General features: G+C 63.9%; 19 protein-coding genes and 1 other RNA gene. 10 read left to right on the top strand and 10 right to left on the bottom strand.

All coding sequences use genetic code 11. The features are described from left to right. The 4 genes from KBZ15_RS06640 to ftsH all read left to right on the top strand — a co-directional run. Positions 1–1,041 (top strand): pyruvate kinase (locus KBZ15_RS06640; RefSeq protein WP_255014393.1); only part of this gene is annotated, 1,041 nt, incomplete at its 5' end. 26 nt (positions 1,042–1,067) lie between these two features. Continuing rightward, positions 1,068–2,297, top strand: a complete 1,230-nt coding sequence (locus KBZ15_RS06635; protein ID WP_255014392.1) for an ABC transporter permease — start codon at positions 1,068–1,070, stop codon at positions 2,295–2,297. Between the two features lie 97 nt (positions 2,298–2,394). Continuing rightward, the gene (locus KBZ15_RS06630) at positions 2,395–2,688 is read left to right on the top strand and encodes a DUF1830 domain-containing protein (RefSeq protein ID WP_255014390.1); all 294 of its coding nucleotides are present in this window, start codon (positions 2,395–2,397) and stop codon (positions 2,686–2,688) included. 68 nt (positions 2,689–2,756) lie between these two features. Continuing rightward, a complete protein-coding gene (gene ftsH, locus KBZ15_RS06625; protein ID WP_255014388.1) occupies positions 2,757–4,712 on the top strand; it encodes an ATP-dependent zinc metalloprotease FtsH in 1,956 nt (651 codons plus the stop codon). Between the two features lie 18 nt (positions 4,713–4,730). On the opposite strand, the gene KBZ15_RS06620 is transcribed toward ftsH, so the two are convergent. Beyond that, on the bottom strand, positions 4,731–5,012 hold the full coding sequence (locus KBZ15_RS06620; RefSeq protein ID WP_255014386.1) for a 2Fe-2S iron-sulfur cluster-binding protein: 282 nt from the start codon (positions 5,010–5,012) through the stop codon (positions 4,731–4,733). A 127-nt stretch (positions 5,013–5,139) separates the two neighbouring features. Continuing rightward, positions 5,140–5,730: an ATP-dependent Clp endopeptidase proteolytic subunit ClpP gene (gene clpP, locus KBZ15_RS06615; RefSeq protein WP_255014385.1), complete on the bottom strand. Its 591-nt coding sequence runs from the start codon at positions 5,728–5,730 to the stop codon at positions 5,140–5,142. A gap of 77 nt (positions 5,731–5,807) precedes the next feature. Between clpP and psb29 the strand changes: the two genes are divergently transcribed. Then, positions 5,808–6,545, top strand: coding sequence for a photosystem II biogenesis protein Psp29 (gene psb29, locus KBZ15_RS06610; protein WP_255014383.1), 738 nt, complete (start codon positions 5,808–5,810; stop codon positions 6,543–6,545). On the opposite strand, the gene KBZ15_RS06605 is transcribed toward psb29, so the two are convergent. The 4 genes from KBZ15_RS06605 to petN are packed head-to-tail and all read right to left on the bottom strand — an operon-like array spanning position 6,490 to position 9,354. Further along, entirely contained in the window at positions 6,490–7,836 is a 1,347-nt protein-coding gene (locus KBZ15_RS06605; RefSeq protein WP_255014382.1) for a hypothetical protein, read from the bottom strand. The two genes, psb29 and KBZ15_RS06605, sit on opposite strands and share 56 nt — an antisense overlap. Next, positions 7,833–9,086, bottom strand: a complete 1,254-nt coding sequence (locus KBZ15_RS06600; RefSeq protein WP_255014381.1) for a CofH family radical SAM protein — start codon at positions 9,084–9,086, stop codon at positions 7,833–7,835. The genes KBZ15_RS06605 and KBZ15_RS06600 overlap by 4 nt, the downstream gene beginning before the upstream one ends. After that, on the bottom strand, positions 9,083–9,232 hold the full coding sequence (locus KBZ15_RS06595; RefSeq protein ID WP_255014395.1) for a hypothetical protein: 150 nt from the start codon (positions 9,230–9,232) through the stop codon (positions 9,083–9,085). The genes KBZ15_RS06600 and KBZ15_RS06595 overlap by 4 nt, the downstream gene beginning before the upstream one ends. Before the next feature lie 20 nt (positions 9,233–9,252). Beyond that, on the bottom strand, positions 9,253–9,354 hold the full coding sequence (petN, locus tag KBZ15_RS06590; protein WP_197153610.1) for a cytochrome b6-f complex subunit PetN: 102 nt from the start codon (positions 9,352–9,354) through the stop codon (positions 9,253–9,255). Positions 9,355–9,424: 70 nt separating this feature from the next. On the opposite strand from petN, the gene clpS reads away from it, so the two are divergent. Together clpS and KBZ15_RS06580 are read left to right on the top strand one after the other, a co-directional pair. Next, a complete protein-coding gene (gene clpS, locus KBZ15_RS06585; protein WP_197148975.1) occupies positions 9,425–9,715 on the top strand; it encodes an ATP-dependent Clp protease adapter ClpS in 291 nt (96 codons plus the stop codon). After that, the gene (locus tag KBZ15_RS06580) at positions 9,715–10,032 is read left to right on the top strand and encodes a DUF2103 domain-containing protein (RefSeq protein ID WP_255014379.1); all 318 of its coding nucleotides are present in this window, start codon (positions 9,715–9,717) and stop codon (positions 10,030–10,032) included. The genes clpS and KBZ15_RS06580 overlap by 1 nt, the downstream gene beginning before the upstream one ends. On the opposite strand, the gene KBZ15_RS06575 is transcribed toward KBZ15_RS06580, so the two are convergent. Next, complete coding sequence (locus tag KBZ15_RS06575) at positions 9,987–10,391, bottom strand: hypothetical protein (protein WP_255014378.1); 405 nt, start codon at positions 10,389–10,391, stop codon at positions 9,987–9,989. The genes KBZ15_RS06580 and KBZ15_RS06575 overlap by 46 nt on opposite strands. 81 nt (positions 10,392–10,472) lie before the next feature. On the opposite strand from KBZ15_RS06575, the gene KBZ15_RS06570 reads away from it, so the two are divergent. Continuing rightward, positions 10,473–11,120 (top strand): NAD(P)H-dependent oxidoreductase, encoded by a 648-nt coding sequence (locus KBZ15_RS06570; protein WP_255014377.1) that lies wholly within the window; start codon positions 10,473–10,475, stop codon positions 11,118–11,120. Positions 11,121–11,179: 59 nt separating this feature from the next. Here KBZ15_RS06570 and ssrS read toward each other — a convergent pair. The 3 genes from ssrS to KBZ15_RS06555 all read right to left on the bottom strand — a co-directional run bounded on the left by ssrS (position 11,180) and on the right by KBZ15_RS06555 (position 13,464). Continuing rightward, positions 11,180–11,362, bottom strand: a non-coding RNA gene (ssrS, locus tag KBZ15_RS06565) — 6S RNA. Between the two features lie 6 nt (positions 11,363–11,368). After that, positions 11,369–12,538, bottom strand: a complete 1,170-nt coding sequence (locus tag KBZ15_RS06560; RefSeq protein ID WP_255014376.1) for a 5-(carboxyamino)imidazole ribonucleotide synthase — start codon at positions 12,536–12,538, stop codon at positions 11,369–11,371. Positions 12,539–12,579: 41 nt separating this feature from the next. After that, positions 12,580–13,464, bottom strand: a complete 885-nt coding sequence (locus KBZ15_RS06555; protein WP_255014375.1) for a carbohydrate ABC transporter permease — start codon at positions 13,462–13,464, stop codon at positions 12,580–12,582. An 84-nt stretch (positions 13,465–13,548) separates the two neighbouring features. Here KBZ15_RS06555 and aroB point away from each other — a divergent pair, with 84 nt between their 5' ends. Both aroB and KBZ15_RS06545 read left to right on the top strand, forming a co-directional pair. Beyond that, on the top strand, positions 13,549–14,658 hold the full coding sequence (aroB, locus tag KBZ15_RS06550; RefSeq protein ID WP_255014374.1) for a 3-dehydroquinate synthase: 1,110 nt from the start codon (positions 13,549–13,551) through the stop codon (positions 14,656–14,658). Positions 14,659–14,753: 95 nt separating this feature from the next. Next, positions 14,754–14,943: Nif11 family protein (locus KBZ15_RS06545; RefSeq protein WP_255014373.1), on the top strand; the 190-nt coding region annotated here is incomplete at its 3' end.

The following is a 14,943-nucleotide window of genomic DNA, read 5'->3' as shown; positions in this document are numbered from 1 at the left end:
AGGGGCGACCTCGGCGTCGAAATGCCTGCCGAGGAAGTGCCGTTGCTGCAAAAGGAGCTGATCCGCAAGGCCAACAGCCTCGGTATCCCGGTTATCACCGCCACCCAGATGCTCGATTCGATGGTGAGTTGCCCCAGGCCCACCAGGGCCGAAGTGAGCGATGTGGCCAATGCCATCCTCGACGGAACAGATGCGGTGATGCTCTCTAATGAGAGCGCGGTCGGCGACTTCCCGGTGGAGGCCGTAGCCACGATGGCCACCATTGCCAGGCGGATCGAGCGCGACTACCCCCAGCGCCACCATGACAGCAACATGGCGCCCACAATTGGCAATGCGATCTGCCAGGCGGTCAGCAGCATCGCCCGCCAGCTCAACGCCGCGGCGATCCTGCCACTTACGAAGGGGGGCTCAACGGCCCGCAACGTCAGCAAGTTCCGGCCCAGCACGCCGATCCTGGCCATCACCAGTGAGGTGCAGGTGGCACGCCAGCTGCAGCTCTGCTGGGGTGTAAATCCCCTTCTGGTGCCGGAGCAGAGCTCTTCCACCAGCACCTTCAGCCTCGCCATGGGCAAGGCCAGGGAGCTCGGCTTCCTCAAGGATGGCGATCTGGTGGTACAAACGGCCGGCACCCTGTCCGGGGTGAGTGGCTCCACCGACTTCATCAAGGTTGGCACCGTCTCGGCCGTGCTCTCCAAGGGGGTCGGCATCGGCAATGGCTCGGTGAGCGGCCGGGTGCGGCTTGTGGATAGTCCGGCGGCGGCCGCTGCCATCCAGACCGGTGAGATCCTGGTGGTACGGGAGACGACGGTTGAGTATGTGGAGGCGATCCGCAAGGCAAAGGCGGTCATCGCCGAAATCGGCGGCATGGAGAGCCACGCTGCCGTGATCGCCCAGAGCACCGGGATCCCGACGATTGTGGGGGTCGCCAATGCCATCGCCAGTCTGCTTCAAGGCGAAATCGTCACCCTCGATCTGCAGCGGGGAGAGGTGCATCGAGGCGCCCGCAGCCACAACAGTGACCCCAACGGCGCCATCGTCTAAGCACTGCAGAGCTGGTTCCGGCAGCCATGACATCCAAACTCCCAGTGCGCGAATCGGTGGGGATGGCCCTCTCCACCCTGCGCGCCAACAAGCTGCGCAGCCTGCTCACCATGCTCGGCATTGTGATCGGCAATGCTTCGGTGATAACCCTGGTGGGGGTTGGCAAGGGTGCCCAGAACCTGGCTGAGGGTCAGCTGAGCAATCTGGGCGCAAATGTACTTTTTGTTGTGCCAGGCAACAACGACACCCGCCGCCAGGGCATTGATTTTCCCAAGACCCTGGTGTTCGAAGACGCCCAGGCCATCGCCGAGCAGGTACCCAGCGTCAAGCGGGTTGCCCCCCAGATCACCCTGAGTGAGGTTCTCCAGGCCGGTGCGGTCAGTGGCACCGCCTCTATTTCAGGGGTGACCCCTGAATTTCTGCCCGTGCGTCAATTTGAGATGGCCCAGGGGCGTTTTTTCACTGCGAGCGATCTCAATGCGGCCCGCAATGTGCTTGTGGTCGGGCCTGACCTGGGCAGCAAGATGTTCCCGGGCAAGGCTGCTGTGGGTCGCCAGCTGCGCATTCGCAACCAGCTGTTTGAAGTAATTGGCGTGCTCGAGCCGAAGGGAGCCGTATTCGGCCAGAACCAGGATGAAAACGGCTACATACCCCTCACCACGATGGTGAGCAAACTTTCAGGTCGGGATCCCACCTACGGCGTCAACCTCAACTTCATCAGTGTCGAAGCCCGCGATGAGCAGAGCACTGGGGCGGCCAGCTTCCAGATCACCAACCTGCTGCGCCAGCGGCACCGAATCCTGCGGGAAGACGACTTTGCCGTGCGCTCCCAGAAGGATGCCCTCACCATCGTGAGCACCATCACCGGCGGGCTCACCTTGATGCTGGGTGCCATTGGAGCCGTATCCCTGCTTGTAGGTGGTATCGGCATCATGAACATCATGTTGGTGTCAGTGAGCGAGCGCACCGAGGAAATCGGCTTGCGCAAAGCTCTAGGGGCCCGCAGTGGCGATGTGCTGCTGCAGTTTCTGGTGGAGTCCTTGGTGCTGGCCAGCCTGGGCGGCTTGATCGGCAGTGCGGTGGGCATCGGCACCGTGGCCTTGGTCGCTTTGGTGACCCCCCTGCCCGCGGCTATCGGCGCCAGCACTGTGCTGGGAACGGTGGTCCTTTCGGGCTCCATCGGCCTCTTCTTCGGAGTGGTGCCAGCGCGCCGGGCAGCCCAACTCGATCCCATCGTCGCCCTGCGCAGCCTCTGACAAACCGAAACAAATATAAAGAGCACAAAAGGGTGCCCTTGGTCACCAAAACTCCAAATAAGCAGTGGCTTGATGGGGCTGTTAACCGGCACCGACTTTGACTGTCCTGGCTTGCAGCTACAGAAACAGCAGTAGCCGCATGGTGATCATGCGTTGCGTTGGCCCCAACGAGTTTTTTCTGGAGCGGGTTGTCTTTCCCTTCGAGCTGCTCAGTTTTGAGTGCCCCCCCACCAGCGAAGTGAAGGTCTGGACCCATGGGCTGGGCGGGCCGGAACTGCTGGAGACACTCCAGGCTGAAGAGCTCGGTATCGATATCCCAGCCGCTTCGCCCCAGGTTGACCTGCTCCAATCCGCCAGCCCATGGGAGTTCAGCTGGTCTGACGCTGTCTGAAGCGCCCTGGGCGGGTCAGCGATCGGGGACCCCAGCGCCGTTACACTCGGTAAGAAAGCGGGTCAGTTATGAATCAGCGGTGGCGTCTAATTGCTCTCTGGCTGCTGCCTTTGGCCGTGGTGGCCTTCCTCGGCTGGCAGCTGCTTGGTAACGGCGGTACGCCCCGCTTCAACCCAAATACTGCGAACGAGGCTCCTCGCAATGCGGCGGTAGCCCGCATGAGTTACGGCCGCTTCCTCGATTACGTCGATGCCGGCCGGGTGACCGCAGTTGACATCTATGACGGCGGCCGCACGGCTGTGATCGAGGCGGTGGATCCCGACCTGGACAACAGGGTGCAGCGGCTGCGGGTAGATCTGCCCGGGGTTGCCCCCGAGCTGGTGAACAACCTCAAGGAGCAGGGGATCAGTTTTGACATTCACCCGCCCAAGAGCGCCCCGCCGGTGCTCGGCCTGCTCGGCAACCTTCTCTTCCCCCTGCTGCTGATCGGCTCGCTGGTGTTCCTGGCCCGCCGGGGTAGCGGGATGCCAGGTGGCCCCGGCCAGGCAATGCAGTTTGGTAAGACCAAGGCCCGCTTCGCCATGGAGGCTGAGACGGGCGTCAAGTTTGACGACGTGGCCGGGGTGGAGGAGGCCAAGCAGGACCTGCAGGAAGTGGTGACCTTCCTCAAGACTCCGGAGAGATTCACCTCCGTAGGCGCCAAAATCCCCAAGGGTGTGCTGCTGGTTGGTCCCCCTGGCACCGGCAAAACACTGTTGGCAAAAGCGATCGCAGGGGAAGCGGGCGTGCCCTTTTTCTCGCTCTCCGGATCGGAATTCGTTGAGATGTTTGTGGGCGTCGGCGCCAGCCGGGTGCGGGACTTGTTTAAGCGGGCCAAGGAGAACAGCCCCTGCTTGATCTTCATCGATGAGATCGATGCGGTCGGCCGTCAGCGCGGTGCCGGTGTGGGCGGTGGAAACGACGAGCGGGAGCAGACCCTCAACCAGCTGCTCACCGAGATGGATGGCTTTGAAGGCAACAGCGGCATCATCATCATTGCGGCCACGAACCGGGCCGATGTGCTGGATTCCGCCCTGCTGAGGCCGGGTCGCTTCGATCGCCAGGTGCAGGTTGACGTGCCGGATATCAAGGGCCGGCTTTCAGTGCTGAAGGTGCACAGCCGCAACAAGGTTTTGGCGGCAGATGTGAGCCTCGAGGCAATTGCCCGCCGAACCCCAGGATTTTCCGGTGCGGATCTGGCAAACTTGCTCAATGAGGCGGCAATTCTCACCGCCCGTCGTCGCAAGGAGGCCACCGGGTTGGCCGAAATCGACGATGCCGTCGACAGGGTCATCGCCGGCATGGAGGGTAAACCCCTCACCGACGGACGCAGTAAGCGTCTGATCGCTTATCACGAGGTGGGCCATGCCCTGGTGGGCACCCTGGTGCAGGCCCACGATCCGGTCCAGAAGGTCACCCTGATTCCCCGCGGCCAGGCCCAAGGCCTCACCTGGTTTGCACCTGATGAAGAGCAGATGCTCGTCAGCAGAGCCCAGCTCAGGGCCCGAATTATGGGAGCCCTGGGTGGTCGGGCGGCGGAAGAGGTTGTCTTCGGCCATGCTGAAGTCACAACCGGTGCCGGCGGGGACATCCAGCAGGTTGCCTCGATCGCCCGCCAGATGGTGACTCGCTTCGGCATGAGTGACCTGGGCCAGGTGTCTTTTGAGGCCGGCAACCAGGAGGTATTCCTGGGGCGGGACCTGATGACCCGCAGCGATGGCTCTGATCGGCTGGCTAGCAAAATTGATGATGCCGTGCGGCAAATTGTTCAATCTTGCTATATCGATACCGTCAAGCTTGTTGCCGCCCAGCGCAGCTGCATGGATCGGATGGTTGAGTTGCTGATCGAAAAGGAAACCCTCGATGGCGATGAATTTCGCACCATCGTGGCCGAATTTGCTGAAATTCCAGAAAAGGAACGCTATTCGCCCCTACTCGCAGACATCAGCCCAGCCGCTCCAGTGGTTGAACCAGCCCAGGCCTGAGCCTGGGCAATATAGAGATCAGAGCTCTTCCTCTACGTCTGGCGTGATCGTGCAATCGGCCAGGGGGTAGCTCACGCATAAAAGTGCGTAGCCAGCCCCGATTTGGTCGTCATCTAGGAAACTCTGATCGCTCTGATCAACCGAACCTGAACTGACCTTGCCTGCACAGGTGCTGCAGGCCCCAGCCCGACAGGAGAAGGCCAGGTCAATGCCCTGCTCCTCAGCCGCATCAAGGATATAGGTGTCATCAGCGCAGGGGAAGCTGGCGCCGGTGCTCAGCGTGATCGTGTAGCTCGCCATGGGGAGGTGAAATTCAAACTTCAATTCCAGACGGATCGCCGCCGAATTGGGGTGATCCTCGCTACCGAGGCAGGGTTGATGTTCAAATTCAGATCCCAGCTGCTCCCTGGCCTGGCCTAGCTCGGTTTCAGACCGGGCGAACTGGGCGCTTCTCGATCACCTTGTCGATCAGCCCGTAACTGACAGCCTCGGCCGGTGACATGAAAAAGTCGCGGTCGGTATCCTCCTCGATGCGGCTCAGGGGCTGGTCGGTGCGGTCGGCCAGCTCCTGGTTGAGCTTCCTTTTGAGATAGAGGATTTCGTCGGCCTGGATGCGGATGTCGCTGGCCTGGCCCCGGGCGCCGCCAAGGGGCTGGTGAATCATGATCCGCGAATGGGTAAGGCTGCTGCGCTTGCCCTTGCTGCCGGCACAGAGCAGGAAGGCGCCCATGGAGGCGGCTAGGCCAACACAAACTGTCTGCACATCGGGCTTGATATGCTGCATTGTATCAAATATTCCGAGACCATCGTATACAGAACCGCCGGGGGAGTTGATGTACATAAATATGTCCTTGTCTGGATCTTCAGCCTCTAGAAATAGAAGCTGGGCCACCACCCTGTTCGCCGATTCAGACGTTACGGGCTCGCCTAGGAAAATGATGCGCTCCCGCAGTAGCCGGGAATAGATGTCGAATGCCCGTTCTCCCCGGCCCGACTCTTCAATCACGATCGGGATCATGGAGCAGCTGCTCAAACAGGGTTCGATCCTACTGAGCCTGGGCAGCTAGGGTCGACCCACCCCGAGCCTGATTTCGCGTGAGCGCAGCCCTCACCGTTGCCGACAGCAAGCGCGCCTTCCACAGCGCCTTCCCCTACGTGATCGCGCCCCTCTATAGGCGGATGGTGGATGAGCTGCTGGTCGAACTCCACCTGCTCAGTCGCCAGGCTGGCTTCCGCAGCGATCCCCTCTTTGCCGCAGGGCTGGTGCAGGTTTTTGACGGGTTTTCGAAGGGCTATCGCCCGGATGCCCACCGGGAGCTCCTGCTCAGCGCCATCTGCAGCGCCTCAGGTTTTGACTCCCAGTCCATGCGCCAGCAGCGCGATGCGGCCATTGCTGCCATGGGTAGTCACAGCGTTGAGGAGGTGCAGCAATGGATCGAGCAGGCCGGTTCCGGAGCGCCCGAGCCTGTGGCGGCAGCCTTGGCAGGTATCCGCCGCCCAGACTTCCACTACTCACGGCTGATGGCCGTGGGCTTGCTGAGCCTGCTGGAGCAAGCCCAGGGAGCCGATGCCATGGATCCCTCCGCACTGCGCAGCTATGCCCACGACCTAGGCAGTGCCCTGGGCTTGCTCAAGGATCGTCTCGACAAAGATCTCAGTCTCTATGCCGCAAATCTGGAAAAGATGGTCCAGGCGGTGGAGCTTATGGAAGAAACCGTTGCCGCCGAGCGGCGCAAACGGGAGCGGCAACAACAGCCCTCCCCCGGCGATGGGGCGCCTAGCGAACCGGCCGGCGAGCCTGCTGCAGCTGAAGCCGCCCCATCAGCTGGCTGAGGGGAGAGGCCAGGGCGCGGCCTCGGCCGGCCGGCTGAAAAGCGACCAGATCGAGCTGGCCCGATTGCTGCAGCGGCAACGGCAGCTCCGTTGGCAGCAGGCCAAGCCGGGCCAGCGCCTGGGGTCGGGCCCGCAGCACCATCGCAGCAGCCATTTCTGGACTGGTCAGGGTCGGGCTGGTCAGGGCTGGGCCGCTCTGGGACACCTTGGGCAATGGTTGGGCCAGAAGCGGAGGTTGGGGCCCCAGAAACAGCAGCAAGCGGGGTGGACCGCTGGAGGGCAGCAGCCAGCGCCAGCCCGCCACCACCTGGCCGTCCTGGCGAAGCCAGGTAGTGGCCGGCAAGGTGGGGGAACCCGAGGAAGTAGCTTCCAGGCCCTGAGTTTGGATCGCCGGCACCAGGGTGCTCAGCAGCTGGGTCCAGGGCTTGCGGTTTGCCCCAACTTGAAGTTCGAGCTCCAGGCTCGCCTGGAAGGGCCCCTTGGACACCGGGCGAAGCCGCAGGGCAAAAGGAGCTGAACCAAGTAGGGCCAATTGACCTTCGCCGATCCCGTAGCGGGCGGCCAAAGGTTCCCGAATTAACTGACGGCTGAGCAGACCCTGCAAAACTCCCTCCAGGGCCGGCCCCCGCCACTCCAACAGCAGGTCTGCCGGCAGCGGCTCCAGCCCAGGCAGGGGAGCAAGCCTTCCCGGCCGGGCCAGGATGCCGCTGGTCGAGCTCGCCTCACCCTCCATTGCGAGATTCGAGCCCTGGAGGGTGAGGCTCAAGCACCCCTCCTGGAACCGCTGCAGTAAGGGGGCCATGGGCCCAGCCAGCAAACCCAGGCCCAGGGGCGACCAGAACACCGCCTGTTCCTGCTGGAGGCGCTGCAGGCAGCGCTGCTCCAGGCCCCGGGGCTGGCGTCCAGACAACTTGAGCTGGTCCTGCAGCAGTCGCTGGGAGAGGGGGTCTGGCGCCACCACCACCAGATCGTCTACCCGCAGGCCAAGGGGGGGCACGGGCTGGGAGCTGGGGGCGGCAAAGGCCAGATAGGGGCCACCATCCCCATCGCGCCCCCAAAACTGCCACCAGATTCGGCGCTGCTGGCGCCAGATCCTCTCCGCCAAGGGGCTGCCGAGCCGTTGGCTCCACAGGGCGGGAATGGCTCGCTGGGGCGAGGCGGGAAAACTCTGCAACAGGGCTGTCTGGGGCAGCAGCCTCGCCAAACCCAGGGCCCGGGGGCGGGGCCACCGCCACAGCAGCAGGCCAGGAACCAGCACCAGCAGGGCGGTTAGGGCTGCGGTGCGCCTCATGGCCCCACCCCATAGAGCGTGGTGCGCCGGCGCACGGGACGGCCCAGGCTGCGGGCAGCGGCCTCCAGGGCCTGCGGCGACTGGAATGTGCCGCCGGTGGCGCCCGCCATGGTGGTGATGTGCTCCTCCATCAGGGTGCCACCCAGGTCATTGCAGCCCCAGCGCAGCGCCTCGGTGGCCCCAGCCAGGGTCAGCTTCACCCAGCTGGGCTGGTGGTTGCGGAACCATGGCCCCAAAAGGATCCTGGCCTGGGCGGTGAGCCGCAACATCGCCGCTCGCTCTGGCTGATCCCGGGAGACCCGGGACCGCAGGGCGGCCGGTGCCGCCGCACCGACGAAGGGCAGCAGTACAAATTCACTGAACCCGGCCTGTTGATTTTGCCAGGCATGGCATTGCAGGGCCACCAGGGTGAGCAGGTGGGCGACGAGATCGGCGGGCGACTCGATGTGTCCCGCCATCAGGGTGCTGGTGGCGGCTAAACCGCACCGATGCACTTGCAGCATCACGGCAACCCAGGCGCGAGCCGAGAGCTTCTCGGGGCAAAGGATCCGCCGCACAGGCTCGCTGAGCACCTCGGCCGCCGTGCCTGGAATGGAAGCCAACCCCACTGCCCGTAGTCGCTTGAGCACCACATCGAGCTCCAGCCCATCCTCTTGGGCGAAGTAGAGGAGCTCCTGGGGTGAGAAGGCATGCAGGTGAATGCCCGGAGCTGCCCGCTGCAGTATCTCCAGCAGACGCTCGGCATAGGCCAGCTGACTGCCATTGATCGTCGCGGCGGGGTTGAGCCCCCCCTGGACGCAGAGCTCCGTGGCTCCCAGCTGTTGGGCTTCCGCTGCCCGCGCTTCGAGCTCGGCCTCGCTGAGCCAGTAGGCCCCTTGGTCGCCGGCATCGCGGCGAAAAGCGCAGAAGCTGCAGTGCTTGACGCAGTGGTTGGAGACGTTGAGATTGCGGTTCACCACATAGGTGACCGTGGCGCCGGCAATTTCGGCGCGGAGGGCATCGGCAGCCAGGCGCAACTGTTCGTCATCCCCCTCCGTAGGCAAGTGTCCCAAAAGGGCCAAGCCAAGGGGGGCTAGATCACGGGGGGCATAACCATGGGGAGCAAGCCCGTCGGCATGGGCTGCCCCAATAGCTTCGAGCAGGTGGGCCAAGTCAGGGGTGCGCCCAGGGGCCGCCGGGGGAGGCACCAACAAATGGGCGGCCTTCTGCCAGGCCCATGGAGCCAGCCCGGCGGGCAAGGGCTCAGTCATCTGGGGCGCTTGGCTTGCAGTGCCCTGCGGCGGCGGCGATCACGCCATTCGACCGTGGAGAGGTAAATCACCCCCCCACTGACGAAAAGCAAGAGCAGCAAAGCGATTGCAGAGAGCAGCTGGGAGGGGATGGGCAGCTCAGGCACCGAAGGTCGCCAGCTCAGTATCAGAATTTGATGCTGTTGTCGCCATGACGGCCCCAGACAACCATGGCAATCGAGAAACTGAACAGGGCCGCCAGCGAAGCCCAGCCAAAGCTAATCAACATGGCAGTGCCATTCGGTGTTGTCGCCAGTTTACCTAGGCTTGGGGCCATCCGCTCCTGATAAGTTTTGGTTGTGGCAACGATTTCCCCAGGCGCCGTTCAGGAGCGACAGCGGGTTCGCCAGAGCTACCCGAGCTTCAAGGTGGTGGTGCTCGACGACGATGTGAACACCTTTCAGCATGTGGTGGAGTGCTTGGTGCGCTACATCCCCGCCATGCAGCCAAATCAGGCCTGGGAACTGGCCCACCGCATCGACGGCGAGGGCTCCGCTGTGGTCTGGTGCGGCCCCCAGGAGCAGGCTGAGCTCTACCACCAGCAACTCGGCGCCGAGGGCCTGACCCTGGCACCTTTGGAGCAGGGCTGATGGGCCGGGTGGTGATCACCCACAGCACCTACATCGAGGGCCTGATCCCCCTGCTTCAGCGGCTGGCAAGTTTGCCGGGAATTGCCACTGTCACCCCCGCGGTGATCTCCCGGGTGCGGGGGCGGAGCCCCCAGCTGCGCCTGCGGGTGTCCACCGCGATCACCGGTGGCCACAAGTTGGTGGCGCGCCGGGGCAGCAGCGTCCAGGAGGTGTTTGTGGTGACCAACTGGAGCAAAGAACAGCTCCAGCAGGCGCTGGACCACCTACTGGATCAGGACCCATCCAGCAGCAGTGCACCCGAGGGCCGGCGCTCGTAGAGCGCCGGCGCCTGAAAGCGGGCAAAGGCACCACCATCGCGAAACCAACTGCCATCTTCCAGTTCCAGGCCCAGGCTGGAGGGTTGCAGCTGCCAGCGTTGCTGCAGATAGGTGGCGTAATCGTCTGGGGTGGTCTGGGGTGCCTGCCAGTGCACCACGGCGAAGGCCAGGCCCCGGACCCTGACAAGCCCCTCTGGTTCCTCCTCGACCTGCTCTTGATAGAGAAAGGTGCGGAAACGCTGGGGTCCATCCGGACCCTCCAGCGAGTATTTGCGCAGGTATAGCTGCCTGGCTCGGGGGAACAGGGGCCCCGGCGCCATTGAGAGCAGGGAATTGAAAGCCTGATCAAAGCTGTTCATCAGCTCAGGGGCTGCACATCGGGCAGCAGGTTCGATGGCCCCCAGAATGGCGCCTGGCCCCACCCCCCCTCCAGCTTCCCGATGCCGATCACCCCAGACCAGCTCAACCAGGCCATGGCCTGGCGGTATGCCACCAAGCTGTTTGATCCGGGTCGCCGCATCGATGCAGAAACCTGGTCTGCACTGGAGAACGCCCTGGTGCAGAGCCCCTCGAGCTACGGCTTGCAGCCCTGGAAATTTCTGGTGATCGGCGATCCTGCCCTGCGCCAGCAGCTGCGACCTGAATCATGGAACCAGAGCCAGATCACCGACGCCTCCCACCTGGTGGTGTTTCTGGCCGAACGCCAGATCGGGGCCGAACAAGCTGATCGGCTGCTGAGCGCCATGGCCAGCAGCCGGGGTCTCGATGCTGGGGCCCTGGCCACCTATCGGCGCATGATCGAGGTGGACCTGATCGAGGGGCCCCGCAGCCAGCAGATTGGGCGTTGGACCAGTAACCAGGTGTACATCGCCCTGGGCACCTTCATGACGGCCGCAGCTTTGCTGGAGGTGGATACCTGTGCGATCGAGGGATTCGATCCGGCGGCCTATGACCGGATCCTGCAACTGGAGGATTCCCCATACCGCAGCTCTGTGGTGTGCGCAGCGGGCTATCGGGACCCCGCTGACAAGTACGCAAGCGCAGCCAAGGTGCGTTACCCCGCCAGCGAGTTGATTGAGCTGCGCTGAGGGTCTTAGGAGGGTCTTAAAAGGGTTTTAAGGGTTTTAAGGGTTTTAAAAAAGGGGGGGGGTGGACCACCGTGCCGTTTTGCCCCAGCGTTCGACCTGGTGTTACCAGAAGGGGGGTCAAGGACGGGGCGCCGTTTCCGGCTAAAGGGCCGGCTTACGTTGCTTCCGCTGCAGACCCCCATGTCGAAAAGGGAGTCAGATCAGAAAACTGTAAAAGGCAGTCACCAACAAAGCAGTCCGCTCCCATCCTAGGCGCTTGGCAATGGCCAGATGCTGCGCACCCGAGCCAGCAGCTGTTCTGCTTCCAGCGCCCGCTCCTGGGGGCTGGCTCCGCTCAGCAACAGGGTGATGTGGCCCAGCTTGCGGCCGGCGTTGGAGCCCTGCTTGCCATACCAGTGCACGTTGGCGTCAGGGAGGGCCGCCAGGGCCTCCCGCTGGCTTGGGTAGTCGTTGGCAGAACTCTCGAAACCGAGCAGATTCACCATCAAGGCGCCAGGCACCCGCAGGGCTACTGAACCCATCGGCAGACCGCTGACAATGCGCACCTGCTGCTCAAACTGGCTGGTGTGGGAGGCCTCGATGGTGAGGTGACCAGAATTGTGGGTACGGGGGGCAATTTCATTGACCTGCAATCCGCCGGGGCCGTAGAAAAACTCGATTGTGAGCACCCCCACGTAGTTGATAGCCGTGATCAGGGACGCGGCGATGTTGCGGGCATAGGCCTGCACCGCCTGGGGCACATGAGCTGGGGCAAGCACCCAGTCACAAACCTGTTGGTGCTGGTGGGTCTGCACCAGGGGGTAGCACTGCAGGTTGCCATCCCTGTCGCGGCAGGCCAGTTGGGAGAGCTCCAGTTCAAACGGCACCATCTCCTCCAGGATCCAGTCGCCCTGGGGCACCCTGGCCTGGAGGGAAGCCAGCTCCCCTGGCCCCCCAAGCACAACCGTTCCCTTGCCGTCGTAGCCGCCACTGGCGAGCTTCGCCATCAGGGGATAAGCAAAATCGGCGGGCAAAACCCCATCGGTGGGCAGTTCACACCACCGGGGAGTGGGCAGGCCCAGACCCTGCAGCAACTGGCGCTGTCGGCGTTTGCACACCAGGGGAGACAGGGCCTCAAGGCTCGGCAGGAAAACCACCCCTTCAAAACCCAATGGGGCCAGGGCGGGCAGGTCAAGCCACTCATTTTCAAAGGTGATCGCACCGCTGCGTCGGGCCAGCTCGCGGGTGGCGGCGATGTCGTCGAGATTGGCCAAAACCACCGAAGTGGCGAGGGCCGCGGCTGGATCCTGGGCCGATGGGGTTTGGATATGGAGCGGCACCTCGAGCCTGCGGGCCGCTGCCGCCAGCAGCATGGCCAGCTGGCCGCCCCCTACAACCCCGACGGCCGAGCCTGCCAGTGCTGACACCGGATCAGCCATCACCCAGTTATTGACAATCCGACAGGCTAAGGGGCCAGCGGTCAGGCCAGCCCCTTGTCGGCAGCAAAAAGGAAGCGCACCAGGCTGAGCAACAGCACGATCAGGAACAGGGCCAGGCCGATGGTGCAGGCGTAGCTGATCTCCAGCTCCGCAAAAGCCTGGTCGTAGACGTAATAAACCAGGGTCCGGGTGGAATCGGCGGGCCCCCCCTGGGTCATCAGGTAGACCTCCTCAAACACCTTGGTGGCGGCGATGGCCGAAATCACGGCAACCAAGGTGATGTAAGGGCGGAGCAGGGGCAGGGTGATGTCGAGGTGCTTGCGCAAGCCCTCACTGCCATCGAGGGCGGCTGCCTCGTAGAGGTCGGGGGAGATGCCCTGGAGACCGGCCAGGAAGATCACCATGTAGTAACCAAGGCCCTTCCAGAGGGTGACCAGCATTACCGAGGGCAGGGCGAGCACCGGGGAGCTGAGAAAACCGATGGGCTCAAAGGCTGGACCCAGCAGGGCTCCAAGCCAGCCATTGACCAGGCCGTTCTCGGCGTAGATCCAACGAAAGGCGATTGCGGCCACCACGATCGACACCAGCACGGGCGTGTAGAGGGCACCGCGGAACCAGTGGATCCCGGGCAGCTGGCTGTTGACCAGCACTGCCAGCGCCAGCGCCCCGAGCACAATCGGGGGGACCACTCCCACCAGATATAAAAATGTGGTGCCGGTGACCCGGAAAAACATCGGATCGCTCAGCAGCCGCCGCACGTTGGCCAGGCCCACAAATCGCAGCGGTTCGCTCACATCCAGGCCAGCCTGGCTGAAACTCATCACCAGGGCCATCGCGGCCGGGATCAGCACCGAAAGGCCGATCAGCACTAGGGCTGGCAGCAGAAAACCCCAGGCTGTGGCGGTGCGGGGGGCAGAGAGAGACATGCACGAGACCGGGTTCCATCATTGTGGGGGCAGGTGCTGCAGACCTGCCACTCCAGACACCAGCAAGCCAACCCGCCCGCTCCCATGACCGCTGCGCCCACCGCCATTCGCACCATCGAGGTGGCGCTCAGCGCCAACCCCTATCCGGTGGTAATTGGCACCGGTGCCTTGGCCAGCCTGGGGGAGCAGATCCGTGCCCGCGGCAGCAAGGAAGGCACCAAGGTGCTGATGGTCACCAACCCTGTGGTGCAGGAGCACTACGGCGCAACGGCCCTGGCCAGCCTCCAGGCCGCCGGCTTCGAGGCCACCACCCTGGTGATCGACGCCGGAGAAGACCAGAAAACCCCCGCCACCGTGGCCCAGATCCACGACGCCGCCTTTGCCCGCAGGCTGGAGCGCGGCTCGATGCTCGTTGCCCTCGGTGGCGGCGTCGTCGGCGACATGGCCGGTTTTGCAGCCGCCACCTGGCTGCGGGGAATTGCCGTGGTGCAGGTGCCCACCACCTTGCTGGCCATGGTGGATGCGGCCATCGGCGGCAAGACCGGTGTCAACCATCCCGGCGGTAAGAACCTGATCGGCGCCTTCCACCAGCCCAGGTTGGTGCTGGTGGATCCCAGCACCTTGAGCACCCTGCCGGAGCGGGAGTTTCGGGCCGGCATGGCCGAAGTGATCAAGTACGGGGTGATCGGCGACCGAACGCTGTTCAGCGAGTTGGAGGCCAGCGGCGGACTCAGCAGCATGGCGGCCGTGGGAGGGCCATTGCTGCAGAAGATTCTGGAGCGCTCCGCTGCAGCCAAGGCGCAGGTGGTGGCTGCCGATGAAAGGGAGGGGGGCCTGCGGGCCACCCTCAACTACGGCCACACCCTTGGCCACGTGGTGGAAACGCTCTGTGGCTATGGCACCTGGCTGCACGGCGAGGCGGTGGCGATCGGCATGGTGGCGGCCGGTGAGATCGCACTGACCATGGGCCTTTGGCACGCTGCAGAACAGCAGCGGCAACGGGCCGTCATCGCCGCCGCCGGACTGCCCCACGACTGGCCCAGCCTGGATGTTGGAGCGGTGATCGCCTGCCTGCAGGGCGATAAGAAAGTCCGGGATGGGCGGGTGCGGTTTGTCCTGCCCAATGCAATCGGCTCCGTGGAGATCCGCAGCGATGTGGCCGAATCCACCATCCGACAGGTGCTGCAGCAGTAGCGCCGCAATTGGTGAAGTTTCGCCCGGCCGAGGCACTGCCAGCTTGTGCCCAAGGCAGCGGTTGGGCATGGTGTGAAAAACCAATGGGTCAGCCGATGAGCTGGAGCGAACTGGAGCGGCTGGTGGAGGAGGCGGAGGCCGAAACGAGCCTGCAGCGGGCCCTGAAGCACTGCCGCACCCAGCAGGAGCTGGTGCTCGCCGCCCGGCGACTGGGTTACCGGATCACCCGGGTAGACCTGCAGCGCGCCCGCCAGCTGGACTGCCGGGCCCAGCCCCTTGAGCAGC

Origin of the sequence: Cyanobium sp. BA20m-p-22 (assembly GCF_024346275.1) — a bacterium.
GTDB lineage: Bacteria > Cyanobacteriota > Cyanobacteriia > PCC-6307 > Cyanobiaceae > Cyanobium_A.
This window is presented reverse-complemented; position numbering and strand designations above follow the sequence as displayed.

Coding starts and splice junctions, on each gene's coding strand:
- KBZ15_RS06575 (WP_255014378.1), bottom strand. CDS start 10,391: ATGAACAGCTTTGATCAGGCTTTCAATTCCCTGCTCTCAATGGCGCCG.
- KBZ15_RS06600 (WP_255014381.1), bottom strand. CDS start 9,086: ATGACTGAGCCCTTGCCCGCCGGGCTGGCTCCATGGGCCTGGCAGAAG.
- KBZ15_RS06555 (WP_255014375.1), bottom strand. CDS start 13,464: ATGTCTCTCTCTGCCCCCCGCACCGCCACAGCCTGGGGTTTTCTGCTG.
- KBZ15_RS06605 (WP_255014382.1), bottom strand. CDS start 7,836: ATGAGGCGCACCGCAGCCCTAACCGCCCTGCTGGTGCTGGTTCCTGGC.
- KBZ15_RS06620 (WP_255014386.1), bottom strand. CDS start 5,012: ATGGCGAGCTACACGATCACGCTGAGCACCGGCGCCAGCTTCCCCTGC.
- petN (WP_197153610.1), bottom strand. CDS start 9,354: ATGTTGATTAGCTTTGGCTGGGCTTCGCTGGCGGCCCTGTTCAGTTTC.
- KBZ15_RS06635 (WP_255014392.1), top strand. CDS start 1,068: ATGACATCCAAACTCCCAGTGCGCGAATCGGTGGGGATGGCCCTCTCC.
- KBZ15_RS06580 (WP_255014379.1), top strand. CDS start 9,715: ATGGGCCGGGTGGTGATCACCCACAGCACCTACATCGAGGGCCTGATC.
- KBZ15_RS06560 (WP_255014376.1), bottom strand. CDS start 12,538: ATGGCTGATCCGGTGTCAGCACTGGCAGGCTCGGCCGTCGGGGTTGTA.
- clpP (WP_255014385.1), bottom strand. CDS start 5,730: ATGATCCCGATCGTGATTGAAGAGTCGGGCCGGGGAGAACGGGCATTC.
- ftsH (WP_255014388.1), top strand. CDS start 2,757: ATGAATCAGCGGTGGCGTCTAATTGCTCTCTGGCTGCTGCCTTTGGCC.
- KBZ15_RS06570 (WP_255014377.1), top strand. CDS start 10,473: ATGCCGATCACCCCAGACCAGCTCAACCAGGCCATGGCCTGGCGGTAT.
- aroB (WP_255014374.1), top strand. CDS start 13,549: ATGACCGCTGCGCCCACCGCCATTCGCACCATCGAGGTGGCGCTCAGC.